Origin of the sequence: Microbacterium sp. 18062 (assembly GCF_902706225.1) — a bacterium.
GTDB lineage: Bacteria > Actinomycetota > Actinomycetes > Actinomycetales > Microbacteriaceae > Microbacterium.
In genome coordinates this window covers 23,822-46,932 of record NZ_CACSKB010000017.1, presented here as the reverse complement: position 1 = coordinate 46,932, position 23,111 = coordinate 23,822, and the positions used below count along the sequence as shown (strand labels likewise).

The 23,111-nt window shown below is 72.5% G+C and carries 19 protein-coding genes; 11 read left to right on the top strand and 8 right to left on the bottom strand.

Annotated features, from left to right (window positions below; genetic code table 11):
• Positions 1-195 precede the first annotated feature (195 nt).
• On the top strand, positions 196-648 hold the full coding sequence (locus GVL03_RS08380) for a cupin domain-containing protein (RefSeq protein ID WP_159500538.1): 453 nt from the start codon (positions 196-198) through the stop codon (positions 646-648).
• A gap of 36 nt (positions 649-684) precedes the next feature.
• Here the strand turns inward: GVL03_RS08380 and GVL03_RS08375 are convergent, their stop codons facing one another.
• From GVL03_RS08375 to solA, 4 genes are all read right to left on the bottom strand, one after another.
• On the bottom strand, positions 685-1,563 hold the full coding sequence (locus GVL03_RS08375) for an alpha/beta fold hydrolase (protein WP_159500537.1): 879 nt from the start codon (positions 1,561-1,563) through the stop codon (positions 685-687).
• Positions 1,564-1,638: 75 nt separating this feature from the next.
• Positions 1,639-1,752 (bottom strand): hypothetical protein, encoded by a 114-nt coding sequence (locus tag GVL03_RS08370; protein WP_159500536.1) that lies wholly within the window; start codon positions 1,750-1,752, stop codon positions 1,639-1,641.
• Entirely contained in the window at positions 1,752-1,874 is a 123-nt protein-coding gene (locus tag GVL03_RS22610; RefSeq protein WP_306770320.1) for a hypothetical protein, read from the bottom strand. Before GVL03_RS22610 ends, GVL03_RS08370 begins: the two co-directional genes overlap by 1 nt.
• Before the next feature lie 64 nt (positions 1,875-1,938).
• Positions 1,939-3,114, bottom strand: coding sequence for an N-methyl-L-tryptophan oxidase (gene solA / locus GVL03_RS08365; RefSeq protein WP_159500535.1), 1,176 nt, complete (start codon positions 3,112-3,114; stop codon positions 1,939-1,941).
• A gap of 199 nt (positions 3,115-3,313) precedes the next feature.
• Between solA and GVL03_RS08360 the strand changes: the two genes are divergently transcribed.
• Positions 3,314-4,735, top strand: a complete 1,422-nt coding sequence (locus GVL03_RS08360; protein WP_159500534.1) for an IclR family transcriptional regulator C-terminal domain-containing protein — start codon at positions 3,314-3,316, stop codon at positions 4,733-4,735.
• 472 nt (positions 4,736-5,207) lie between these two features.
• Here the strand turns inward: GVL03_RS08360 and GVL03_RS08355 are convergent, their stop codons facing one another.
• A complete protein-coding gene (locus tag GVL03_RS08355; protein ID WP_159500533.1) occupies positions 5,208-6,101 on the bottom strand; it encodes a LysR substrate-binding domain-containing protein in 894 nt (297 codons plus the stop codon).
• Between the two features lie 103 nt (positions 6,102-6,204).
• Here GVL03_RS08355 and GVL03_RS08350 point away from each other — a divergent pair, with 103 nt between their 5' ends.
• The 3 genes from GVL03_RS08350 to GVL03_RS08340 are packed head-to-tail and all read left to right on the top strand — an operon-like array spanning position 6,205 to position 11,776.
• Entirely contained in the window at positions 6,205-9,669 is a 3,465-nt protein-coding gene (locus GVL03_RS08350; protein ID WP_159500532.1) for a bifunctional proline dehydrogenase/L-glutamate gamma-semialdehyde dehydrogenase, read from the top strand.
• On the top strand, positions 9,666-10,310 hold the full coding sequence (locus tag GVL03_RS08345; RefSeq protein ID WP_159500531.1) for an FMN-binding negative transcriptional regulator: 645 nt from the start codon (positions 9,666-9,668) through the stop codon (positions 10,308-10,310). Before GVL03_RS08350 ends, GVL03_RS08345 begins: the two co-directional genes overlap by 4 nt.
• Positions 10,307-11,776, top strand: coding sequence for an amidohydrolase (locus GVL03_RS08340; RefSeq protein WP_159500530.1), 1,470 nt, complete (start codon positions 10,307-10,309; stop codon positions 11,774-11,776). Before GVL03_RS08345 ends, GVL03_RS08340 begins: the two co-directional genes overlap by 4 nt.
• A 74-nt stretch (positions 11,777-11,850) precedes the next feature.
• Here the strand turns inward: GVL03_RS08340 and GVL03_RS08335 are convergent, their stop codons facing one another.
• The 3 genes from GVL03_RS08335 to GVL03_RS08325 all read right to left on the bottom strand — a co-directional run bounded on the left by GVL03_RS08335 (position 11,851) and on the right by GVL03_RS08325 (position 15,001).
• Complete coding sequence (locus GVL03_RS08335) at positions 11,851-12,795, bottom strand: PDR/VanB family oxidoreductase (protein WP_200847110.1); 945 nt, start codon at positions 12,793-12,795, stop codon at positions 11,851-11,853.
• On the bottom strand, positions 12,796-13,422 hold the full coding sequence (locus GVL03_RS08330; protein ID WP_159500529.1) for an MSMEG_1061 family FMN-dependent PPOX-type flavoprotein: 627 nt from the start codon (positions 13,420-13,422) through the stop codon (positions 12,796-12,798).
• A gap of 94 nt (positions 13,423-13,516) precedes the next feature.
• Positions 13,517-15,001 (bottom strand): helix-turn-helix domain-containing protein, encoded by a 1,485-nt coding sequence (locus tag GVL03_RS08325; RefSeq protein WP_159500528.1) that lies wholly within the window; start codon positions 14,999-15,001, stop codon positions 13,517-13,519.
• A 73-nt stretch (positions 15,002-15,074) separates the two neighbouring features.
• Between GVL03_RS08325 and GVL03_RS08320 the strand changes: the two genes are divergently transcribed.
• Genes GVL03_RS08320 through GVL03_RS08295 form a run of 6 tightly spaced genes read left to right on the top strand, consistent with a single transcriptional unit; the run spans position 15,075 to position 23,065 of the window.
• Positions 15,075-16,181 (top strand): DUF917 domain-containing protein, encoded by a 1,107-nt coding sequence (locus GVL03_RS08320; protein ID WP_159500527.1) that lies wholly within the window; start codon positions 15,075-15,077, stop codon positions 16,179-16,181.
• Positions 16,178-17,758: a hydantoinase/oxoprolinase N-terminal domain-containing protein gene (locus tag GVL03_RS08315; RefSeq protein WP_159500526.1), complete on the top strand. Its 1,581-nt coding sequence runs from the start codon at positions 16,178-16,180 to the stop codon at positions 17,756-17,758. The genes GVL03_RS08320 and GVL03_RS08315 overlap by 4 nt, the downstream gene beginning before the upstream one ends.
• A gap of 41 nt (positions 17,759-17,799) precedes the next feature.
• Positions 17,800-19,380, top strand: a complete 1,581-nt coding sequence (locus GVL03_RS08310) for an ABC transporter substrate-binding protein (RefSeq protein WP_159500525.1) — start codon at positions 17,800-17,802, stop codon at positions 19,378-19,380.
• 10 nt (positions 19,381-19,390) lie between these two features.
• Entirely contained in the window at positions 19,391-20,410 is a 1,020-nt protein-coding gene (locus tag GVL03_RS08305) for an ABC transporter permease (RefSeq protein WP_159500524.1), read from the top strand.
• A gap of 10 nt (positions 20,411-20,420) precedes the next feature.
• The gene (locus GVL03_RS08300) at positions 20,421-22,292 is read left to right on the top strand and encodes a dipeptide/oligopeptide/nickel ABC transporter permease/ATP-binding protein (RefSeq protein WP_159500523.1); all 1,872 of its coding nucleotides are present in this window, start codon (positions 20,421-20,423) and stop codon (positions 22,290-22,292) included.
• Positions 22,289-23,065, top strand: a complete 777-nt coding sequence (locus GVL03_RS08295; RefSeq protein WP_159500522.1) for an ABC transporter ATP-binding protein — start codon at positions 22,289-22,291, stop codon at positions 23,063-23,065. The genes GVL03_RS08300 and GVL03_RS08295 overlap by 4 nt, the downstream gene beginning before the upstream one ends.
• Positions 23,066-23,111 lie beyond the last annotated feature (46 nt).

Below are 23,111 nucleotides of genomic sequence, written 5' to 3'. Positions count from 1 at the left end.
CCAGCCGATTGCGACGCCGCGCGGAGACGGTCCGACGCTCCAGAGACCCCGTCGGAGTCTCGACGCGGGAGTGCGCCCATTCTGCGGAGCGCGTGATCCGTCGTCGCCCGGCTGCGCGCGTCGCGCAAACCCGCCCCGTCGCCCTTGACGGTTCTGGACGTCGGAAACATCGACGAGATCGGCGGACCCTAGCCTGTGCGCACGGAGATCGAGAGGCCCGGGACCGCCGGGATCCCGGGCACGGAGGAGGACGACGGGATGCTGATCCAACGACGCGGCGACGACCCCCGCGACTGGGAGCTCTACGGCGGCGAGGGGTCCGTGCAGATCGAGTGGTACTTCCGGGAGGCCTCGCAGCTTCCGGCGAACGTCATGCTCTACCACCTGGAGCCCGGCGCCGAGGAGGGCGTCCACTTCCATCTCGAGGACGATCCCGACAGCTGCTCGACGTACAGCTCCGATGAGATGTACGTCGTCACGCGCGGCGAGGTCGTCATGATCCTCGCCGACGAGCGGGTCGTGCTCCGCGCGGGCGACGCCGCCTATGCCCCGCACGGGCACCCCCACGGCGTCGTCAACGAGTCCGCCGAGCCCGCCGAGCTGGTGCTCCTCTTCGGCCCGCCCAAGGACCCAGCGCCCACGGCCTGAATCGAAAGTCCTCACGCTTCGTCTCGCTGCGCTCGCTCAGCGACCGGCGCCGTCGCCCGGTCGCGACGAGGGGGCGAGCTCCTCGCCGTGGCGCACCGTGCGGGCGATGCCGTCGACGAGCACCGGCCAGAGCCCGTCCGGGATCAGGTGGCCCATGCCGGGGTGGACCTGGAGCTCGGCGCACTGGAGCGCGGCGGCGATGTCGACCGACGCGCTCCAATGCAGCGCGTCGTCGTCGCGCCCGTGGAGCACCAGCGCCGGCACCGTCACCGCGCGCAGGAGCTCCAAGCGCTCCGGGGCGCGGAAGAGCGCCGACCACTGCCGGGCGAAGCCCTCGGGGGCGTACCCGCGGTCGTACGCCTCGCCGGCGGCCCGCCGCATCCATTCGACGTCGATCGGGTAGCGGGCGCTGCTGGCCGAGCGAGCGTACTCACCCGCTCCGGCGACGAGCAGCTCGCGCGGGTGACGCTGCGACACGGCGCCGAGATCGGCGCGCTCGTGCAGCACGTACCGCGGGTCCTGCCCCGGGATGGTCGAGATCAGGCCCAGACCGCGCACGCGTTCCGGGTGCTCGATCGCCACCATCTGCGCCATCATGCCGCCCATCGAATGGCCCACCACGTGCGCCGCCTCGATCCCGAGGTCGTCGAGGATGCGCACGACATCGTCGCCCATGTCTCCCAGGCCGTACCCGCCGTCGAGGTCCTCGGTCCCGCCGAAGCGGTGCGAGAGACCCGTGTCGCGGTTGTCGAACCGGACGACCCGCAGGCCCTCCGCGACGAGCAGTCCGATGAGCTCGGGCCGCCACGACAGCAGCTGCGCGCCGCCGCCCGAGATCAGCACGACCAGGGGATCGCCCGGGCGTCCGAAGACCTCGTAGTAGATCCTCACGTCGTCGGTGTCGGTGTACGGCATCCGCTCGTCCCTTCGTTCGTGCCATCGATCGTCCACGCGTCCGGGCCGTCGCCGGGCGGCGGGCACGAGCCGCGCTCACGTCCGGTACAGCTCCGGCATCGACGCCAGCAGGCTCCGCGTGTACGGATGTCGCGGGTCGGTCATGACCTGCTCGCCCGCGCCCTCCTCGACGATGCGTCCATCGTGCATCACCGCGACGCGGTGCGCGACGGCGCCAGCGGGTCTCCGGGCACGAGACGCACCATCGATAACACGAGCACGGACAGCACGAGCAGCGACGGGAGGATGCGGGAGCCGAGGTAGCGGAGCATGGCCGCACGGGGCCGGCGGGGCGTCGTTCGAGTGCGAGGTCGTGCAGGGTCACGAGCGCGCCACTCACCCGATCGGCGCGTCGACGATCACCGGGCGGCGGTCGATCCCACCGGCGGGATTCGCCGCCGCGGCGACGGAGAAGGTCGAGATGTCGTCGGTGGACTCGCCGTCGACGGCGAGCTCGGCGAGGACCCGGCCGATCGCGGGGGCGAACTTGAAGGCGTGGCCGGCGCCGAGGCCGAGGATGATGTCGGGATGCTCCGGCAGCGGGCCGATCACGAAGTTGCGGTCGGGGGTGATCGCGTACTGGCACGTGACGGTGCGCAGCACCTCGCCGCTGGAGGGGATCGTGCTCCGCATGAACGCCGTGAGCTGGTCGAGCAGCTCGGACGAGGGGACGAAGGTGCGCTCCTCGGGCGTCATGAGGTTGTCGGAGCGGTCCCGAGCGGCCTTGATGCTCGGCTCGCCGTAGGTGGGGAAACCGTAGAAGCAGTGCTCGTCCTCCCAGATCCACACCGGGAAGCGGTCGCGGTCGAAGGCGTCCGCGTCCTCGGGCTTGAAGTAGGTGACCTGCTCCTGCATGGTGATCAGCGGGATCTCGGCGCCGAGGGGGGCGAGCAGCGTGTTCGTCCAGGCATCCGTCGCGAGGATCACCTTGCCGGCGTGCACGTCGCCCCGCTCCGTGTGCACGGTGACCCCGGAGTCCCCGGGCGTCAGCCCGACGACGGGGGTGCGGTCGCGGATGACTGCGCCGTGGGCCCGGGCCTGGATCTGCAGCACGGCGACCGAGCGCGCCGCGTGCACGATCCCCGAGTCGGGCGTGTAGATCGTCTCGACGTTCTCCGGCAGCGCGAACTGCGGCCAGCGCTCGTGCACCTCGGCGGGAGACAGCAGCTCGTAGGGCACCCCGACCTCGTCGAGGCTGGCGGAGAAGTCGGCGGCGGCGAAGGGGCCGTCGGTGGGGATGAAGACGAGACCTCCGGTGACGACGGTCAGCTGCTCGCCCGAGGCCTCTTCGAACTCGGCCCAGTCCCGGTACGCCGACTGGGCGAGCCGGACGTACTCGGGAGCGCCGTACGACGTGCGGATGATGCGCGAGGTGTCGTGCGACGCGCCACGGACGTGTCCCAGCTCGAACTGCTCGAACGCGACGACCTTCACGCCCCGGCGGGCGAGGTAGTAGGCGGCCGCGCTGCCGAGGGCACCCATGCCGACGACGGCGACGTCGAATTTCTCCATGCGCACATCCACTCTTCTTCGTGATCCGACCGGGTTCGGGGCTCGCCCACCAGCCCTGGTGCACAGGACGGTGAGGCGGGGGCCGAGCGAGTGAGCCCATTATTCGAAGGGCGCGAATCGGTGCTGTTACAGTGCTCGTCACATGCAAAGTGTCATGTTCAGGATTGATGGTTCTGCGGACCCTGCGAGGGAGGCGACGGTGACGGCGCGAGTGACGACGGGGCTGCGGCTCGTGCAGCTGATCGCCTCGCGTCCCGATCCCACCGAGCCCGCGCCGGTCGGGTTCCTGGCTGCGGCGATGTCCGCCTCCCTCAGCGGGACGTCCCGGCTGTGCGCCGAGCTCGAGCATCTCGGCCTGCTCGAGCGCGGCGAGGGGTACGGCGCCTATCGGCTGGGTCCGGTCGCGATCCAGCTCTCGGGGCGTGCGGCGGCCCCCTTCGCGAAGACGGTGCGGTTCGCCCTCACCCGCGCGGCGCAGAAGACCGGCGAGACCGTATGCCTGGCCGCGCCGTCCCCCGACGGATTCCGGGTGGTCTCGGTCGTCGATTCGCCCTGGACGCTGCACGCACCCGCCGCGCTGGGAGAGCTCGCCGAGGACGACGGCGCCATCGCGCTCGCCGGCCAGGGGTGGGGGGTCGACGCGCTCGGCGCGTTCCCGCGCGCGGAGGTCACCTCCGGCAAACGGGTCGAGGTCGCCCTCCCCGTGCTGGATCCACTGGGCGAGACGGTCGCCGTCGTCGCGGCGCGGCTGCCGGTCTATCGCGCCAAACGTGGCGTCCCGCAGGCGGGCAGCGCGCTCACGACGGCGCGGCGGATCCTCGAACGAGAGCTCACCGCCGGCGGGGGCGCGGGGCGGGACGAGGTGCGGCTGCCGGCCGATGCCCCGGTGGCGGACGAGGCGCGGCTGGCGTCGTCGCTCGAGGCGGCGCTGCGGATCCTGCAGCATCTCGCGGGCGGGGCCGACGCGGCGGCGGGCATCGCCCGGGCGACCGGGCTGCGGCTCGATCGCACGCGGCGTCTGCTCGAGTCGTGCCGCCGGTCGGGCCTGGTCACGGCGGCCCGGGACGGCGTGGAGCACCGGCTGGCGTGGGTCGTGCACGGCTGGTACCGCGCGGCGGCGCCGCAGACGCTCGTGCAGCGGGGCCGGCACTTCGTCGCCGAGGCGGCAGAGGCCACCGGCGCGTGCGCGTTCCTCACCGTGCTGAAGGGGATGCGCAGCTTCACGCTGGTCGAGGAGCTCGCGGTGCTCGGCGAGGGGCTGGTCATGCGCCCGTGGCTGGGCAAGCCGCATCCGATCGTCGGCTCCGACGGCGGACCCACGCTCGTGATGGACCTCACCCCCGAGCAGCTGGCCGAGATCTTCCCCTCGCGGCACACGCCGCAGGAGTTCGAGCGGTTCCTCGACCGCGTGCGACGGGCGGTGCGCGACGGAGTGCTCGCGCTGGAGTCGATCGAGGAGTTCGGGATCACGTCGGTGTCGGCCCCCGTGCGCGACGCCAGCGGGACGGTGGCGGCGGCGGCCTGCATCGTCGGGGCCACCGAGTACGTCAAGCCGCGGCTGGGCGCCATCCAGGCCGCCGCCCGGCAGCTCGCCGAGCAGGTCTCGGCGCTGCTGGTCTGAGGCGCGGCGGGGTGTCCGGCCGCTGAGCGAGCGCCGCGAGACGAAGCGTGTGGACTTTGGGTCAGCCGCATCCGTCGCGTGTCTCACTTGTGCATCCGGATCACACCGAAGCCCTGCTCAAGTGAGACACCGATCCCCGGAACGGCCCGCGCCCTCGACTCGGTGTCTCACTTGTGCAGCGGAAGACCCCGACCGACCTGCACAAGCGAGACACGGATGCCGGGCGGTCGCGGTTGTGAGACCTTCGCTTCAGCTTCTCCGCGCCCCTGCGGGGCGCTCCGTGGGGTGGGAGAAAAGCCGCTCGCTGAGCGGGAGTCGCGAGACGAGGCGCCCGGGCGACGGCGTTCGCCCCGGCGACGGCAGATCCGGGGGCGATCGGCCGTCGCCCGACAGATCACCGTCGCTCGGCAGATCCACGACGCGCGAGCTGGCGACACGACGCGCGAGCCGACCGGACGGGACGGCTGCCGCCTCAGACCCGCCGCGACCCCTCGTCGAAGGCCGACTGCAGCTCGGCCTGCACGGCGCGGATGCCGGGCCGTGCGGCCGCGCCGGTGCGGACGGCCGTGAAGACGTCGCGCCGGGGGGATCCCGGCAGAGTCGCGAGGCGTACGGGCGGTCGTTCTCCGGCGAAGACCAGATCGGGCAGCATCGCCACGGCGTGCCCCGACGCCACCAGTCGTACGTGCGCGGTGAGGTCGGCGAGCTCGAAGCGCACGTCGGGCTCGAACCCCGCAGCCCGGCATTGCTGCGTGGCCCACTGCCTGGCCGCGGTGCCGACCGGCTCCATCACCCACGGGCGATCGCGCAGCGCCCCGAGGCCCGCGTCGTCGTCCCCCGCGCCGAGGGCCAGCCGGATGGCGTCGTGCCCGAGCAGCGTCCGGTCGAGCCCGTCGCGGTGCTCGCGGGTGTGGCCGGGGTACTGCTCGGCGACGACGAGGTCGAAGCCCCGGGCGGCGAGCTCGAACAGGCCCTGCTCGGGGGCGAGCTCGGCGACCTCGACGCGCAGCCCCGGCTCGTGCTCGGCGAGCCGGGCGAGGGTCGTCGGCACAAGGCCGTGCGCGGCGGACTGCATCACAGCGAGCCGCACCGGCGCGAGCGACGGCTGCATCCGTTCGAGCTCGCTGCGCACCCGCTCGTCGGCCTCCAGCATCCGGGCCGCGTGCGCGGCGAGCGCCTCGCCCTGCGCCGTCAGACGCACGCGCCGGCCGTCGGGCTCGAGCAGCGCCACGCCCGCGTCGCGCTCCAGCTGTGCGAGCTGCTGCGAGATCGTCGACGGGCTGTATGCGAGCGCCTCGGCGACGGCCGCCAGCGTGCCGCGGACCGAGAGCTCGTGCAGCAGGCGCAGCCGGCGCAGATCGAACACAGGAGCCAATCAGTCGATAAAAACGAACGGTACTCATCATAAACGATCGCTTTTCACGATGGATCGGCGGGCGCCAGACTGATCGCCAACACGAAAGGCCGTCATGACCCTCAGCGAAGCGCCCGCGTCGGCACCCCCGGAGCCCACCGACATCCGCCCCGCCGACCTCGCCGACGAAGCCATCGCGCTCGTGCGGCAGTGGCTCGAGGCGAGCCGGTCCGAGCCCGTCGACGCGTCGGCGGAGCGTCTGGCCGGCGTCCTCCGCGACCCGAACGGCCTCGACTTCACGGTCGGCTTCGTCGACGGCGTCGTGCGCCCCGAGGACCTCCGGGTCGCCGCCCGCAACCTCGCCGCGCTGACGCCGCTGATCCCCGCGTTCCTCTCGTGGCCGCTGAAGACCGCCATCCGGATCGGCGCGTTCGTCGCGCCCTTCGCACCCGGGATCGTCGTGCCGGCGGCGCGGCTCGCGCTGCGCACGATGGTGCGCCACCTCATCGTCGATGCCACCGATCGCAGGCTCGGCCCCGCCATCCGGCGCATCCGCGGCGACGAGAGCGCCGGCACGCGCCTGAACGTGAACCTGCTGGGTGAGGCCATCCTCGGCAAGAAGGAGGCCGCGCGGCGCCTCGCCGGCACCCGGCGGCTCCTGGCCCGCGACGACGTCGACTACGTCTCGATCAAGGTGTCCTCGACGGTCGCCCCGCACACGCCGTGGGCGTTCGAGGAGGCCGTGACGGATGCGGTGGCGGCCCTCCGGCCGCTCTACCGGATCGCACGGAAGGGGCGGAAGTTCCTCAACCTCGACATGGAGGAGTACAAGGACCTCGATCTCACCCTCGCGGTGTTCACCCGGGTCCTCGACGAGCCCGAGTTCCACGACCTCGAGGCCGGCATCGTGCTGCAGGCGTACCTGCCCGATGCGCTGGGCGCGATGATGCGGCTGCAGGAGTGGGCGTCGGCACGTGTCCGGGACGGCGGCGCCCCCGTCAAGGTGCGCGTCGTGAAGGGGGCGAACCTGCCGATGGAACGGGTCGACGCCGACATCCACGACTGGCCGCTCGCGACCTGGGAGTCGAAGCAGGCCTCGGATGCGTCGTACAAGGCGGTGCTCGACTACGCCCTGCGGCCCGAACGCGTCGCCGCGGTGCGGATCGGCGTCGCCGGGCACAACCTCTTCGACATCGCGCTCGCATGGCTGCTCGCCGAACGTCGCGGGGTGACCGGCGGGATCGACGTCGAGATGCTGCTCGGCATGGCGACCGCCCAGGCCGCGGTCGTGCGGCGCACGGTCGGGTCGGTGCTGCTCTACACGCCCGTCGTGCATCCGAGGGAGTTCGACGTCGCGATCGCCTACCTGATCCGCCGGCTCGAGGAGGGCGCGTCCGCGGAGAACTTCATGTCGGCCGTGTTCGATCTCGACGGCGACGCCGGGCTGTTCGCCCGCGAGCGCGACCGGTTCCTCGCCGCGATCGCGGCGATGCCCGCCGGGGTGCCCGCCCCGCACCGGGTGCAGGACCGCACGGCCGCCGCCGCGCCTGCGCCGGGCGAGGGGTTCGGGAACACTCCGGACTCCGATCCCGCCATCGCCGTCAACCGCGGGTGGGCGAGCGCCATCCTGTCGCGGATGGAGACCTCCACGCTCGGAACCCGGACCGCCCAGTCGCACCTGATCGCCGACGAGGCGGCCCTCGACGCCGCCATCGATGCTGCCGTCGCGGCGGGCGAGGCCTGGCGGGCGCTCGGCGCCGACGGCCGTGCCGAGATCCTGCACCGCGCCGGCGACGTCCTCGAACGCCGCCGGGCGGACCTCATCGAGGTGATGGGCTCCGAGTGCGGCAAGGTCGTCGAGCAGGGCGATCCCGAGGTGTCCGAGGCGATCGACTTCGCCCACTACTACGCCGAGCAGGGTCGACGCCTGGACGCCGTCGACGGCGCGACGTTCACGCCCGCCGCGCTCACCGTCGTCACCCCGCCCTGGAACTTCCCCGTCGCGATCCCGGCGGGCTCCACGCTCGCGGCCCTCGCCGCAGGCAGCCCCGTCGTCCTGAAGCCCGCCCGGCAGGCTCGTCGTTCGGGCGCGGTCATGGCCGAGGCGCTCTGGGAGGCGGGTGTGCCCCGCGACGCGCTGACGTACGTGCAGCTCGACGGCCGCGACCTCGGGCGCCGGCTCGTGGCCCACCCGGCCGTCGAGCGCGTCGTGCTGACCGGCGCCTACGAGACCGCCGAGCTCTTCCGCTCCTTCCGCCCCGACCTGCCGCTGCTGGCCGAGACGAGCGGCAAGAACGCCGTCATCGTGACCCCGAGCGCCGACCTCGACCTCGCGGCGAAGGACGTCGCGTTCTCGGCGTTCGGGCACGCGGGCCAGAAGTGCTCGGCCGCATCCCTCGTCGTCCTCGTCGGGTCGGTCGGTGCGTCCGAGCGCTTCCGCGGGCAGCTCGTCGACGCGGTCGAGTCGCTCGAGGTCGGTCTGCCCTGGTGGGCGGCCAGCCGCGTCGGGCCCCTGATCGGTCCCGCCGACGGCAAGCTGCTGCGCGCGCTCACGACCCTCGAGTCCGGGCAGCGCTGGCTCGTCGAGCCGCAGAGGCTCGACGCCGACGGCGCGCTCTGGCGTCCGGGCATCCGCGAGGGCGTGCAGCCGGGATCGGAGTTCCACCTCACCGAGTACTTCGGCCCGGTGCTGGGCATCATGACGGCTCCCACCCTCGACGCGGCGATCGACCTCATCAACGCGATCGAGTACGGCCTCACCTCGGGGCTCCACTCCCTCGACGGCGACGAGATCCAGACGTGGCTGCGGCGCATCGAGGCGGGCAACGCCTACGTCAACCGCGGCACGACCGGCGCGATCGTCCAGCGGCAGCCGTTCGGCGGGTGGAAGAAGTCGGTCGTGGGCCCCGGCACGAAGGCCGGCGGGCCGAACTATCTGAGCGGGCTCGGCGCGTGGACGGATGCGGCGCCCCGCGCCGTCGCGTCGCGTCCCGACGCGTTCTCCTCAGCCGCGCTCGCTGCCGTCGGCGGCGACGAGCGCGGCTGGCTCGCTGCGGCCCTCGCGAGCGACGCGGCGGCGTGGCGCGAGGAGTTCGGGACCGCGCGGGACGCGTCGGGGCTCGAGTCCGAGCAGAACGTCTTCCGGTATGCGCCGGTTCCGGTCACGGTCCGGCTTGAGGACGCGCCCGAGGTCGCGCTCGTCCGGACCGTCGCGGCCGGGGTCCGCGCGGGCGCGGAGGTCTCCGTCAGCACGGCGACCTCGCTCTCGGCCGCGGCCCGCGCCTGGCTCGAGGGGCACGGCGTGCCCGTATCCGTCGACGACGCGACGGCCTGGCGGGGTCGTGCCGCGGCCATCGCGGGCACCGGTGGGCGCGTGCGACTGCTCGGCGGATCGGCGGCGCGGTTCGCCGACGCCACCGGCGGTTCCCCCGCCGTCGCCCTCTACGATGGTCCCGCGGTGACGGCGGGTCGCATCGAGATGCTGCCGTATCTGCGCGAGCAGGCCGTCTCGATCACCGCGCACCGCTTCGGCACCCCCCGCCGATACCCGGTGCCCGCCGCATCCGGAGGTCCGCGATGAGACACAGCCCCGACTACGCCGCGGGCGACGACGAATGGGTCGCCGCGCTCGTGCGCGAGAACCCGTGGGCCGCGTTCGTGAGCTTCGTGCCGGGACGCGGGCTGGTCGCGTCGCACTATCCGGTGATGCTGGACGAGGAGGCCGACGGCATCGTGCTGCTCAGCCATGTCGGCCGACCCGACGAACGGGCGCACGAGCTCGGCCGGCACGAGCTGCTCGCGATCGTCGAGGGGCCGCAAGGGTACGTCTCGCCCGGGTGGTACGGCGTGTCGCCGGCCGTTCCGACGTGGAACTTCGCGGTCGCGCACCTGTACGGCACCCCTGAGCTGCTCAGCGGCGAGGAGAACCTCGCCGTGCTCGACCGGATGGTCGAACTCCTCGAGAGACCGCTGCCCGAGCCGTTCCTGATGGCCGGAACGCTGCAGAACGAGGAGTACGCGCGCCGCATCGTCGGCGGCACGGTCGGCTTCCGGATGCGGGTGACCCGGCTGGAGGGCAAGGAGAAGATGAGCCAGGACAAGCCGGCGGCCGTCGTCGACCGGGTGCTCGAGGCGCTCCGTGCGCCCGGCCCGTACCGCAACCCCCGCCTTGCCCGCAGGATGGAGCAGGTGCACCGCCCCCGAGGAACGGACGACGCATGACCGCCGACGACCTGCTGCTGAGCGGAGCCCGCCCGTACGGCGGGGGCGCCCCGCTCGACATCCGCCTCTCCGGGGGAGTGATCGCCGAGATCGCTCCGGCCGGATCGCTCGAGGCCGCCGGCGTCGAGACGGTCGCGCTCGACGGACGCTCGGTCGGGCCGGGTCTCTGGGACGCACACCTTCATTTCACGCAGTGGGTGATCCAGCAGCGCCGCGTCGACCTCGCCGGAACCCGCGGTGTCGCCGACGCGGTCGCCGTCGTGCGCGCCGCGCTCGCAGCGGGCTTCCCGATGACCGAGGGGGTGCTGTTCGGCTACGGCCACCGCGACGGCATGTGGCCGGAGCCGGTCACGCAGGCGGCTCTCGACGTCTTCGCCGAGCCGGTCGTGCTCATCAACGGCGACCTGCACAGCGCATGGATGAACACCGCCGGCGCGGTGCGGCTGGGCCTGCGCCCGGACGCCTCGGGGGTGGTCAGCGAGGGCGAGTGGATCGGCGTCCTGCAGCGGTTCCACGCCCGCGCGAACCTACCGATCGCCGACTACCGTCGGGCCGCCGACGATGCGGCCGCCCGCGGCGTCGTCGGCGTCGTGGAGTACGAGAACGTCTTGAACGTCGACGAGTGGGCCGATCGCGTGGCGCAGGGCGTGACGAGCCTGCGGGTCGACGCGAGCGTGTGGCCCGACCGGCTCGAGACCGTGATCGCCCGGGGCCTGCGCACCGGGACCCCCGTCGATCCCGACGGCCTTGTCACGATGGGGAGCCTGAAGGTCGTCGTCGACGGATCGCTCAACACGCGCACGGCGTACTGCTGGGATCCGTACCCGGGACTCGACGCGCACGCCGCGCACGGGTGCGGGGTGTCGAGCGTGCCGGTCGAGCAGCTGCGCGAGCTGCTCGTGCGCGCGCGGGAGGCCGGGATCGGTGCTGCCGTGCACGCCATCGGCGACCGCGCGAACAGTGAGGTGCTCGACACCTTCGAAGAGCTCGGGATGCCGGGCGTCATCGAGCACGCGCAGCTCGTCCGCGTCGAGGACTTCCCCCGGTTCGCCCGGCTCGGGCTCATCGCGAGCGTGCAGCCCGAGCATGCGATGGACGACCGCGACGTCGCCGACCGCTACTGGGCGGGACGCACCGATCGCGCGTTCGCCTTCGGCTCGCTGCATGCGGCCGGGGTCCCGCTGCGGCTCGGGTCGGACGCCCCCGTCGCCCCTCTCGACCCGTGGCACGCGATCGCCTCCGCGGTCAGCCGCAGCCGCGGCGACCGGGACGCATGGCACCCGGAGCAGGTGTTGCCGCTGGAGGTCGCCCTCGTCGCGAGCACGCGGCATCCGCTCGCCGTCGGGTCGCCCGCCGACCTCGTGGTGACGGACGCGGACCCCCACGCGCTCGGGCGCGACGCGCTGCGCGGGATGCCGGTCGCCGCGACGCTGCTGGCCGGCCGCTTCACCCACCGCACGCTGTAGCCCGGACCTGCCGTCCCCATTCTCGGTCCCTGAGCGAGGAGCAAAGCTCCGAGACGAAGGGGCGCGGTGGAAGGCTACGCGTCGACGACGAGCGTCGGGGTCAGCGACCGGGAGACGCACGGGTACATCACCATCGAGGCGTCGTCGACGGTGAGCGAGTCGCGGTGCTCCGGCGTGCCGCCGAGCACCGGGACGGCGCACGACCCGCAGATGCCGCGCAGGCATGAGCCCTGCACGTCGACGCCCTCGGCCTGCAGCGCCTGCAGCATCGTCCGCTCCGCGGGCACCTCGACGGTGACCTCCGACCGGGAACAGACGACCGAGAACGGCTCGTTCGGCCGGTGCTCGCGCGGCTTGGGCTCGAACCGCTCCATGTGCAGGCGCGATCCCTCGGGCAGGCGATCGCTCAGCCCGGTGAGGGCGTCGGCGAAGCTCTGCGGGCCGCAGGCGTAGACGTCGGTTCCCGGGGCGAGGGCGGAGAGCACGGCCCCGAGGTCGAGGCGTCCGTCCTCGCCGCTGACGTGGGTGCGGACGCGATCGCCGAGGGCGTCGAGCTCGGCCGTGAAGGCCACGTCCTCACGATGGCGGCTGAGGTAGACCATCCGCCAGTCCGCGCCGGTCGCCGCGAGGTGGCGGGCCATGGCGAGGATCGGGGTGATGCCGATGCCGGCGGCCAGGAGGAGATACGACGGCGCGTCGCCGAGCGGGAAGAGGTTGCGCGGGGCGCGCACGTGGACGCGGCGCCCCACGCGCAGGAATGTGTGGATGTAGTGCGATCCGCCGCGCGAGAACGGCTCGTTGCGCACGGCGATCCGATATCCACGGGTGTCCGCCGGGTCGCCGCAGAGCGAGTACTGGCGCTCCTGGCGCGTGACGAGCTGCACGTCGACGTGCGCGCCGGGCTCCCAGGCGGGCAGCACGCCGCCGTCGGCGGCCTCGAGGCGCACGCTGACGATGTGCGGGGTCTCCCGGACGATCTCGCTCACCACGAGCGGCATCATGTCGCTGCGGTCGCGCATTCAGTAGAGCACCCGGTTGCCCTCGGTGACGGCGCGGTCGATCTCGTCGCCGACGTCGCTGTCGAGTCCCGACATGCTCGCCCAGATCTGCCCCGACGTCGGCACCTCCGCGGCGAGGTCCTGCATCTCGGCGTCCCAGATCCCGCCGCGCAGGAGCGCTCGGCCGCAGTGCAGGTAGACCTGCTCGGTGCGGACCACGGTGGCCAGCTGCGGCACCGAGTGGTCCTGCTCCAGCATGCCGAGCAGCCGCGGGTCGTCGGTGACGTATGCCGTGCCGTTGACCCGCAGCGTCTCGCTCATGCCCGGGACGAAGCAGAGCATGCCCACGTGGGGGTTCTCGAGGATGTTGTGGAACGAGTCGGCCAGCCGGTTGCCGAGTCGATCGGGGATGACGAGCGTGCGCGGGTCGAGCGCCCGGACGAACCCCGGGTAGTCCCCGCGCGGGGAGCTGTCGCAGTTGCCCGCCGCGTCGGAGGTCGCCAGGCAGAAGAAGGGCGAGTGCGCGAGGAACCTCAGACAGTTGTCGTCGAGGTGGTCGGTGATCTTCGCGATCGCCGCGGGGGAGGGATCTCCGAGTTTCGAGCGGATCCCGGCGAGATCGACCGGGGCGAAGTCCGTCGGGCGCATATCTTCGACGATAGGCGATGGGGGCGGGGATGCAACGTGGCCCCGGCACAGGGTTTCGTTCCCGACTGTGCTCGCGGCACATCGGCCGCGACGGTCAGTGGCGGCTCGCCCCGAGAAGGCGCACGCGGCAGGCGAGCTCGACCGCGAAGCGCACGTCGGGGTCGTCGAGGTCGAGCTGCAGCACCTCGCGGATCCGCTTCAGACGGTACCCGACGGCGTTGGGATGCAGCGTGAGCTCGCGGCCCGCGTGCACGAGCGAGTTGTTGTGCGCGAGGTACGCGAGGAGCGTCCGCACCGAGGTCGCGGCACGCTCGGGACCGAGGGCGTCGAGCGGGGTGAGCACGTCGTGCAGGAGGCTCCGGCTGATGGGCGAGGCGTAGAAGTCTAGGAGGACCCGGCGGAGTCCGGTGACGTCGGTGACCTCGACCCCGCCGGGACGATCGGACGCAGCGGCGGAGTCCGCCGCGATCCGCGCCTCGGCCGCGGACTGTCGCAGGCCCGTCGCGCCGAGCTGCGGGGTGCCGAGGCCGAGGGTGTAGACCCACTCGTCGCCCGTCAGCGACTGCGCATAGCGCTGCAGGCGGACCCCGATCTCCCGGAGGCGGCGCTGGTGGTCGCCCGCGCCGTGCTCCTCGCTGCTGACCAGCAGGGCCTCGTCCTGGATGAAGGCGATGTGCCACATCTCGTCGCGGCCCTCGACCAGCTGCAGGGCGAACAGCTCCAGGGCGGGCTCGACGCTGCGGGGCGGCCGCGCCTCGGGGTCGGCGCGACCGGTGGGCTTCAGCCATCCGACGACGTGCGAGTGCTGCAACGGCAGGCCGAGACGCGCGGCCTGCCCGACGAACCCCTCCACGCGGGAGGACTCGGCCAGCACCAGCTCGACGATGAGGTCGGCGCGCGACTGCGTGGGGGCGTAGCGGTCGCGCATCTGGCGTTGCGCGACACGGGAGAGGAGGGCGGCGACGACCGGTCGCGCGACGTCGGCCGCCGCATCCGTCCCATCGGCCACGAGCCGGCCGATGGGAACCTCGCCGATGCAGACGGCGTCGTTGTCGGTCCAGGCCGTCGTGGGGTCGTCGTGGAGCGAGAGCCCGACGCCGAGGGCGCTGCCCGCTGCCGCCAGGATCTCGTCGATCGTGCCCGAGGCGCCGGCCGCGGCCGCGGTGGCCTGCTCGATCGCGTAGGCGGCCCGCGTCATCGCCTCGGAGGCGCCACCCGAGAGCAGCCGGTCTATCGCGACGGCGAGGTCGGACGGTCTCACGGATGGCGCCGCCAGCACCGGCACCCGCCCCCGAGCGGCCAGCGCCACCGCGGTCTCCGCGAGGGCGAGCCCGGTCGTGACGACGATCCCCGCGAGTCCGCGGGCGCTGGCCTGCCGCAGCGCCACGTCCACACGGTACGGCTCGGGGCTCTCGTCGGCGGGGACGATCGCGAGCGTTCCCGCCGAGAGGGTGTCCAGCCCCTCCAGGGGCGTGATGTCCACCCGCTGGATATCGCCCGCCTCGATGGGGCCCGCCACGAGATGCAGGCCCAGGCGTTCGTGCTGGGCCAGAAGGTCGCGCACCGTGAATTGTGCCATGAACACAAGTGTGCCGGATTCTCTAGGCCTACGGCACATTGTTCCGGTGTGAAGCCATGCCTACTGTCGGTACATGGTTCCTGCCCCCTCCGCCGCCCCGACCCGGGATCGGCTCGCCTCGGTCGCCTCCGACGATGTCGCCGCCCTCGCCGCCGGAGCCGCGATCTTCGGCACCGGCGGCGGCGGTGCCGTGTACACCGCACAGCTCGCCACGGAGCGGGCCCTGCGCGAGACCGGCCCCGTCCCGCTCGTGTCGGTCGACGAGCTGACCGCCGCCGACGCGGTCATCATGATGTCGGGCATCGGCGCCCCCACGGTCGGCATCGAGATGCTGTCGTCCGCGAACCAGGTCGAGGTGCTGCTGCGCGAGGCCGAGGCGACCGCGGGGCGGCCGATCACCACGCTCATGGCCGCCGAGATCGGGGGCAGCAACGGCGTCGCCCCCGCCGGGTGGGCCGCGCGGCTCGGACTCAACCTGCTCGACGGCGACGGAATGGGCCGCGCGTTCCCCGAGGCGACCATGATCGCGATGAACGTCGCCGGCGTTCCGTGCGACTTCGCCGTGATGAGCGACGTCGTCGGCAACGTCGTCGTGATGAAGACCGTCGACCTCTCCTGGCTCGAGCGCCACGCCCGCGCCATCACGGTCGCCAGCGGCGGCCTGTGCCTCGGTGCCCACTATCTGCTGACCGCCGAGACCGCTCGCGGCGCGGTCATCGAGGGCACCGTCAGCGCGGCGGTCCGCGTCGGCCGCGCACTGCTGGCCTCGTCCGAGCCCGTCACCGCGGTCGCGCACGAGCTCGGCGCCTCGGTGCTCGTCACCGGCAAGATCGTGGACGTCGCGCGGCGCACCGAAGGCGGCTTCGTGCGGGGGTCCGTGACGATCGCCGGCACCGGCGCGGATCGTGGACGGCTTCAGCGCATCGAGGTGCAGAACGAGAACCTCGTCGTGCTCGAGGACGGCCAGGTGCTCGCGAGTGTGCCCGACCTGATCACGATCGTCGACGCCGAGACCGGTCACGCGATCTCGACCGAGATGCTGGGCTTCGGCCAGCGCGTGTCGGTGCTGGCCTGGGCGAGCGATCCGCTCTGGCGCACGCCGCGCGGGCTCGAGCTCGCCGGGCCGGCCGCGTTCGGCTACGACCTGCCCTATGCGCCCTTCGAGGGAGGACGACGATGACGGATGCCCGCGACCTGTCGATCGGCGTGGACGTCGGGGGCACCAACACCGACGCCGTCGTGCTCGATGGTGTCGGTGGGGTCGTCGCATCGACCAAGCAGCCGACCACTCCCGACGTCACCGGCGGCATCCGTGCCGGGATCGCCCATGTCCTGGCGGTCCTCGGCGAGGACCGTTCCCGGGTCTCGCGGGTCATGCTCGGCACGACGCACGCGACCAACGCGATCGTCAGCAGACGGGGGCTCGGCCGGGTGGCGATGATCCGTCTCGGCGCACCGGCGGCCACCGAGTATCCGCCGCTCACGAGCTGGCCGGCCGATCTGACCGCCACGGCGCTCGCCGGCACCGCGATGCTCTGCGGCGGACACATGGTCGACGGCACGCCGATCGCACCGCTCGACCGCGACGGCGTCCTGCGGTTCCTCGACGGGATCCCCGGCGTCGACGCCGTGGCCGTCGCGGGGATCTTCAGCCCCTCGTTCCCCGAGCAGGAGCTCGAGGTGGCGGCCCTCATCCGGTCGCACCTGGGTCCCGACGCGCGCGTGTTCCTCAGCCAGGACATCGGCCCGACGGGGCTGCTCGAGCGCGAGAACGCGACCGCGTTGAACGCCGCGCTGTACGGCGTCGCGCGGTCGGTGACGCGGGCGCTCCTGACCGTGGTGGAGGAGGAGGGACTCGACGCGGTCACCTATTTCGCGCAGAACGACGGCACGCTCATGTCGCTCGACTATGCCGCGCAGTACCCGGTGCTCACCATCGGCTCGGGCCCGGCCAACTCGATCCGCGGAGCCGCCTACCTCTCCGGCGTCGAGGACGCGATCGTCGTCGACGTCGGAGGCACCACCTCCGACCTCGGCGTGCTCGTGGGCGGCTTCCCCCGCGAGTCGACCCTGCCGCGCGAGATCGGGGGCGTGCGCACGAACTTCCGGATGCCCGACATCCTCAGCCTCGGCGTCGGCGGCGGCACGATCGTGGGCCCCGCGGCCGGGGCCGTGGGGCCCGGATCGGTCGGCTACCGCATCGAGCGGGAGGCCCTCCTGTTCGGCGGCACCACACCGACGCTGACGGATGCGGCGGCGCTCGCCGGCGCATCGATCGAGGGGCGGTCCCTTCCTGCGCTGCCCGCGGCCACGAAGGCTGCGCTCCGCTCCGCACTCGAGCGCGCGCACGGCCGCCTCGAGGAAGCCGTCGAGCGTCTGTCGCTCGGGCGCCTCGACCTGCCGCTCGTCGTGGTCGGCGGGGGAGCGTTCCTCGTGCCGGACGGTCTGCCGGGAGCAGGACCCGTCATCCGCCCCGGCCACGGCGGCGTGGCCAACGCCGTCGGCGCGGCGATCTCGCTCGCCGGCGGTCGCGCCGACCAGATGAGCGACGTCGAGGACCGCGACGCCGCGATCGCGGCGGCATCCAAGGCGGCGATCGCGAAGGCCATCCAGGCCGGAGCCGACCCCCTGCAGGTCTCCGTGGTCGACGTGCTCGAGACCCCCGTGTCGTACACGACGCGCCCCACCGTGAAGGTCTCCGTGAAGGCAGCAGGGCCCCTCGCGCGCCTCGGCGCGCTCGCTCCCACAGCCACCTGACGTTCCGCACCCGCAACGCACCAGCAACCCGAGGAGTAATCATGCACCGACGCAGTACCACCCCGGCGTTCCTCGCCGGGGCCGTCATCCTTGCGATGGCGCTCACCGCCTGCTCCGGCGGCGGTGGTGACGCGCAGACCGGTTCTGGCGGCGTCTTCCGGCACGCCGTCTTCCCCGAGGTCGGCAGCATCGTCCCGATGACCGCGAACCAGCCGCAGGAGCTGCAGGTCATCACGTACGCGTACGAGTCCCTCATCTACACGGATGGCGAGGGCGAGGAGTTCCCCTGGCTGGCCGAGTCGTGGGAGATCGGCGAGGACGGAAAGTCGGTGACCTTCGAGCTCAAAGAAGGGGTGACCTTCCACGACGGCACCGAGTTCGACGCCGCCGTCGCCGCCGCGAACATCAACTACCACACCGACCCCGCCAACGCGACGATCCTCGCGGACGTGCTGCCGGCGGGCCTGGTGGCCACCGGAGAGGGCACCGCCCTCGAGGTGACCGCCACGGCCTCCGATCCGTTCCTCGCGACCATCGTGGGCGACATCTTCATGGTCGGCGAGGCGGGCCTCGAGGATCCGTCCAGCCTCGAGTCGTCCTCCAACGGGACGAGCCTCTACGAGCTGACGGAGGTGGCGGCGGACCGCTACGTGTACGAGGCCCGCGACGACTACACCTGGGGCCCGGACGGCCTCACCTCGGAGACGGCGGGCCTGCCCGACGGGCTCGAGGTCACCGTGGTCACGGACGACTCGACGCGTGCCAACCTGCTCCTGTCCGGCGAGCTCAACGCGGCCGCCGTCGAAGGGTCGGACCAGGCCCGGATCGAGAGCGCCGGCCTGGAGTTCGCCGGAACCATCAACCCGATCGGCCAGATGCTCTTCAACGAGCGCGAGGATCGTCCCACGCACGACCCGCTCGTGCGCGAGGCGCTCGTGCTCGGCTTCAACCACGAGGATGCGACCGAGGTCGTGACCGGCGGCCGCCCCGTCGAGCTGACCTCCTGGATCACCGACGCGCCCTTCACCTGCTTCAACGAGGAGCCGGTCTGGGAGCGTCCGGCATCCGATCCCGCGCGTGCCGCGGAGCTGCTGGACGAAGCGGGCTGGGTCGCCGGCGCCGACGGCACCCGCTCGAAGGACGGCCAGCCGCTCGAGATCGACTTCATCTATGACGCGGGATCGACCGCACACGCCTCGGCGGGCGAGCTCGTCGCGGAGGACTGGGACGAGCTCGGCATCGCGACGAACCTGGTCGCGATGGACGGCGCCGCCTGGTCGGAGTACCTCTACGAGACCTTCGACTACGACACCGGCTGGATCCAGATCGGCGTCGGCAGCCCGGTGACCCAGGACCTGTTCTACGGCGGGGCGTCGCCGGAGGACGGGGGACTGAACTTCATGGGCGTCGTCGACGAGGAGTACACCGCGTTCGCCGACCAGGCGCGGGCAGCCGCTGACCCCGACGAGGCGTGCGGCTACTGGGAGCAGGCCGAGAAGGTCGTCGTCGACAACGTCCACACGTTCCTGATGGCCGGCACGATCCGACCGACCTTCATGTCCGGGGCGACGTTCGAGATCACCGACTACCTCCAGCCCGTCACCATCCGCATGACGGAGTGAGGAAGCGGCGATGACCACGATCGGCACCCGACTGGAGAAGACCGTCTCCGGTCCGCAGCGGCCTCGGCGGGCGCGGGCGCGGCTCTCGCCGCGCGCCGACTTCGCCGTCCGGCGGATCGGGCGTCTGCTCACCAGCCTGCTCATCGTCGTCCTCGCCGCGTTCTTCCTCATCCACCTGGTGCCGGGCGACCCGGTGCGCGCCGCCCTCGGGCCCACCGCTCCGGCGGCGCTGGTGGAGCGCACGCGCGAAGCGCTGGGTCTCGATCAGCCTGTCCCGCAGCAGCTCCTGAACTATCTCTCGGGGCTGCTGCGGGGCGACCTCGGCACCTCCATCCAGACGGGGCTCTCGGTCGGTGCCACGATCGCCTCCCGCTTCCCGACCACGCTCACCCTCGCGGCGCTGGGCTTCGCCGTCGCTGTCATCGGCGCGCTGCCGATCGGGATGGGGGCGGCGCTGCTGGCACGTTCCGGGCGCGGACGCACCGCGAACAGCGGTATCGCAGGCCTTCTCGGCGTGCTCATCGCCGTGCCGGACTTCGTGCTCTCGGTGGGGCTGATCGCGGCCTTCAGCATGTGGCTGGGGCTCTTCCCGCCTGCCGGCTGGGGGAATGCGTCCCACGCGGTGCTGCCGGTGCTCGCGCTCTCACTCGGGCCGATGGCGTACCTCGCCCGCATCGTGCAGGTGGAGATGATCACCGTGCTCGACTCCACCTACATCACCACGGCGCGGGCCAAGCGCCTCCCGCAGCGGGTGATCCTGCTGCGCCACGCGCTGCCGAACATCGTCACCGCCACGTTGACCGTCGGCGGACTGCTGCTGTCCGGACTCGTCGCCGGCACGGTGATCATCGAGACGGTCTTCGCCATTCCGGGTGCCGGCAGCACCCTGGTCTCTGCCGTCGGCACGAAGGACTATCCCATGATCCAGGGCATGGTGCTCGTCTACGCCGGCATGGTGCTCGCGGTGAACCTCGTCGTCGATCTGATCCTCATCACGATCGACCCGCGCACCACGATCGCGGAAGGGTGAGAGGCGGATCATGACCACTGTTGCGCCCGTCGCGCTCGACGCCACGACCATCGGCTTTCCGGCCGCGAAGCGGCGCCGGCGTTCCCGCTGGATCAGTCTCACCGGCATCGTCGCGATCGTCGGCCTGGCGGCGCTGGTGACCATCGCGATCGTAGGGCCGAGCGTCTGGTCCGAGGCCGCGACCGCGCGGAACATCGCCGACCGATGGGCGACGGCGAGCGCCGAGCATCCCTTCGGCACCGATGACATCGGTCGCGACATCCTCGCCCGCGTGATGGTCGCCACGCGCCTCTCGTTGCTGCTGACCGCCGGAGCGACGGCGATCCTCATCGGCGGCGGGCTCCTCATCGGCCTCACTGCGGCGATGCTCCCCCGGCACGCGCGCAGGGCGCTCATCTGGGTGATGGACATGCTGCTGGCCTTCCCCTGGCTGCTGCTGGTGCTGTTCTTCTCCGTCATCTGGAACGTGTCGGCGATCGGGGCGATGCTCGCGATCGGCCTCGCGGGCATCCCCAGCATCACGCGCCTCGTCTACAACATGGCCTCGTCCGTGACCGATCAGGACTATGTGCGCGCGGCGCGCGTGATCGGGATCGGCCCGCTGGGTGTCATGGTCAGGCACATCCTCCCCAACATCGCCGGCCCGCTCCTGGTGCAGTCGGCGGCAGCGGCGAGCACCACGCTGCTCTCCTTCGCCGGTCTCTCCTTCCTCGGCCTCGGCGTCCAGGCGCCCGAGTACGACTGGGGCCGGCTGCTCGACGAGGGACTCGGGCACCTCTACACCAATCCGATGGCCGCCATCGGGCCCGGCATCGCGGTGGTGTTCGCGGCGCTCGTGTTCACCATGATCGCCGAGACCCTCGGCGATCAGCCCGGCCAGGGTCTGCGTGCGGTCGCGAAGGCCACGCGTGCCGCTACGCGGGCCCGCCGGGCCGCCCGACGCTCGGCGCCGCAGCCGACGCCCGGCGCGGCGGCTTCCCTCGCCGAGGTGCGGGGGCTGCGGATCTCCTTCCCGGACGGCGACGGGGGCGTCATCGAGCGGGTGCGCGGCGTCGACCTGCGGGTCGCCCCCGGCGAGGTCGTCGGCATCGTCGGCGAGTCCGGCTCCGGCAAGTCGCTGACCGCGATGGCTCTCGCGGGTCTGCTGGAGCCGCCCGCCATCGTCGAGGCCGAGGTGCGACGCTTCGACGGCGTCGACCTGGACGGCAGGATCGGCCCGGCCGAACGGAAGCGGCTCGGGGTCGAGATCGGCGTGATCTTCCAGGATCCGCTCACGTCGCTGAATCCGGCGCTCACCATCGGCCGGCAGCTCACCGAGGTTCCCCGGCAGCATCTCGGCATGAGCCGGGAGGACGCCCGGAAGAGGGCCGTGGAGGGGCTCGGCGCCGTCGGCATCCCCGATCCGGCGGAGCGCCTCGGCGACTACCCCCACCAGTTCTCCGGCGGCATGCGCCAGCGCGCCATGATCGGCATGGCGCTGACCGGCGAGCCCCGCCTGATCATCGCCGACGAGCCCACGACGGCGCTCGACGTGACCGTGCAGCAGCAGGTGCTGAGCGTGCTGCGCCGCGCCCAGCTGGACACCGGTGCCGGGATCGTCTTCATCTCCCACGACATCGCGCTGGTGTCCGGCTTCTGCGACCGGGTGATCGTCATGAAGGACGGACGCGTCGTCGAGGAGCTGGAGGCGGAGCACATCAAGGAGCAGGCGAAGCACCCGTACACGAAGGGCCTCATCGCGTGCCTGCCCGACATGCGCACGGATCGGACGCAGCCGCTGCCGGTCATCCGCGAGATCCTGCCGTCCGCGGAGCCGGCCGGGCAGCGAGTCCCCGAGCCCGAGGGCTCGGCGGAGAGGCCACGGGCGGGGGCGGTCCGATGAGCGCGCTCCGGATCGAGAACCTGTACGTGCGGTACGGACGGCGAGAGGCGGTCTCGGGCGTCTCGCTCGAGGTGCCCGCCGGTCGCACGGTGGGCCTGGTGGGGGAGTCGGGATCGGGCAAGTCCACCGTGGCGAACGCCGCGGTCGGACTCGCCCCCGTCCATGCAGGCGACATCCGGGTGCACGGCACGAGCACGATCGGACGCAGCACGCAGGCCAGGGCCGCGCGCCGCCGCATCCAGCTCATCTTCCAGGACCCCTTCTCCGCCCTCGATCCCCGGATGTCGGTCGGGGACTCCATCGCCGAGGGGCTCATCGCGTCGAGCCGGGCGTACCCACGTGCCGAGCGTCGCGATCGGGTCGCCGAGCTGCTGCGGCAGGTCGAGCTCGACCCGGCGCGGGCGGACGAGCTGCCTCGCGCGTTCTCCGGCGGCCAGCGCCAGCGCATCACGATCGCCCGTGCACTCGCCGGCGACCCCGAGATCCTCATCGCCGACGAGGTGACCTCGGCCCTCGACGTCTCCGTGCAGGGCGCGATCCTCAACCTGCTGCGCGAGCTGCAGGGGAGACTCGACCTGTCGATCCTCTTCATCTCGCACAACCTCGCCGTCGTCCGGTACATCAGCGACGAGGTCTGCGTGATGAGGCACGGCCGCATCGTCGAGGCGGGGCCGACCGAGGCGCTGCTGGACGACCCGGCCGAGGAGTACACGCGGGACCTGCTCGATGCGGTGCCGGTGCTCGGCCGCCGGATGGACCTGAGCGCGGGCTGACGGCCTCGTTCCTCGGGTTCAGGTGCCGCAGAGCGCGCAACTCCGC

Bases quoted from the DNA above. Each gene is read 5' to 3' on its own strand.
- GVL03_RS08340 (WP_159500530.1), top strand. From the start codon at position 10,307: ATGACCGCCGACGACCTGCTGCTGAGCGGAGCCCGCCCGTACGGCGGG.
- GVL03_RS22610 (WP_306770320.1), bottom strand. From the start codon at position 1,874: ATGCTCCGCTACCTCGGCTCCCGCATCCTCCCGTCGCTGCTCGTGCTG.
- GVL03_RS08370 (WP_159500536.1), bottom strand. From the start codon at position 1,752: ATGCACGATGGACGCATCGTCGAGGAGGGCGCGGGCGAGCAGGTCATG.
- GVL03_RS08345 (WP_159500531.1), top strand. From the start codon at position 9,666: ATGAGACACAGCCCCGACTACGCCGCGGGCGACGACGAATGGGTCGCC.
- GVL03_RS08335 (WP_200847110.1), bottom strand. From the start codon at position 12,795: ATGCGCGACCGCAGCGACATGATGCCGCTCGTGGTGAGCGAGATCGTC.
- GVL03_RS08310 (WP_159500525.1), top strand. From the start codon at position 17,800: ATGCACCGACGCAGTACCACCCCGGCGTTCCTCGCCGGGGCCGTCATC.
- GVL03_RS08320 (WP_159500527.1), top strand. From the start codon at position 15,075: ATGGTTCCTGCCCCCTCCGCCGCCCCGACCCGGGATCGGCTCGCCTCG.
- GVL03_RS08295 (WP_159500522.1), top strand. From the start codon at position 22,289: ATGAGCGCGCTCCGGATCGAGAACCTGTACGTGCGGTACGGACGGCGA.
- GVL03_RS08300 (WP_159500523.1), top strand. From the start codon at position 20,421: ATGACCACTGTTGCGCCCGTCGCGCTCGACGCCACGACCATCGGCTTT.
- GVL03_RS08330 (WP_159500529.1), bottom strand. From the start codon at position 13,422: ATGCGCCCGACGGACTTCGCCCCGGTCGATCTCGCCGGGATCCGCTCG.
- GVL03_RS08305 (WP_159500524.1), top strand. From the start codon at position 19,391: ATGACCACGATCGGCACCCGACTGGAGAAGACCGTCTCCGGTCCGCAG.
- GVL03_RS08325 (WP_159500528.1), bottom strand. From the start codon at position 15,001: ATGGCACAATTCACGGTGCGCGACCTTCTGGCCCAGCACGAACGCCTG.
- GVL03_RS08375 (WP_159500537.1), bottom strand. From the start codon at position 1,563: ATGCCGTACACCGACACCGACGACGTGAGGATCTACTACGAGGTCTTC.
- GVL03_RS08350 (WP_159500532.1), top strand. From the start codon at position 6,205: ATGACCCTCAGCGAAGCGCCCGCGTCGGCACCCCCGGAGCCCACCGAC.
- solA (WP_159500535.1), bottom strand. From the start codon at position 3,114: ATGGAGAAATTCGACGTCGCCGTCGTCGGCATGGGTGCCCTCGGCAGC.
- GVL03_RS08315 (WP_159500526.1), top strand. From the start codon at position 16,178: ATGACGGATGCCCGCGACCTGTCGATCGGCGTGGACGTCGGGGGCACC.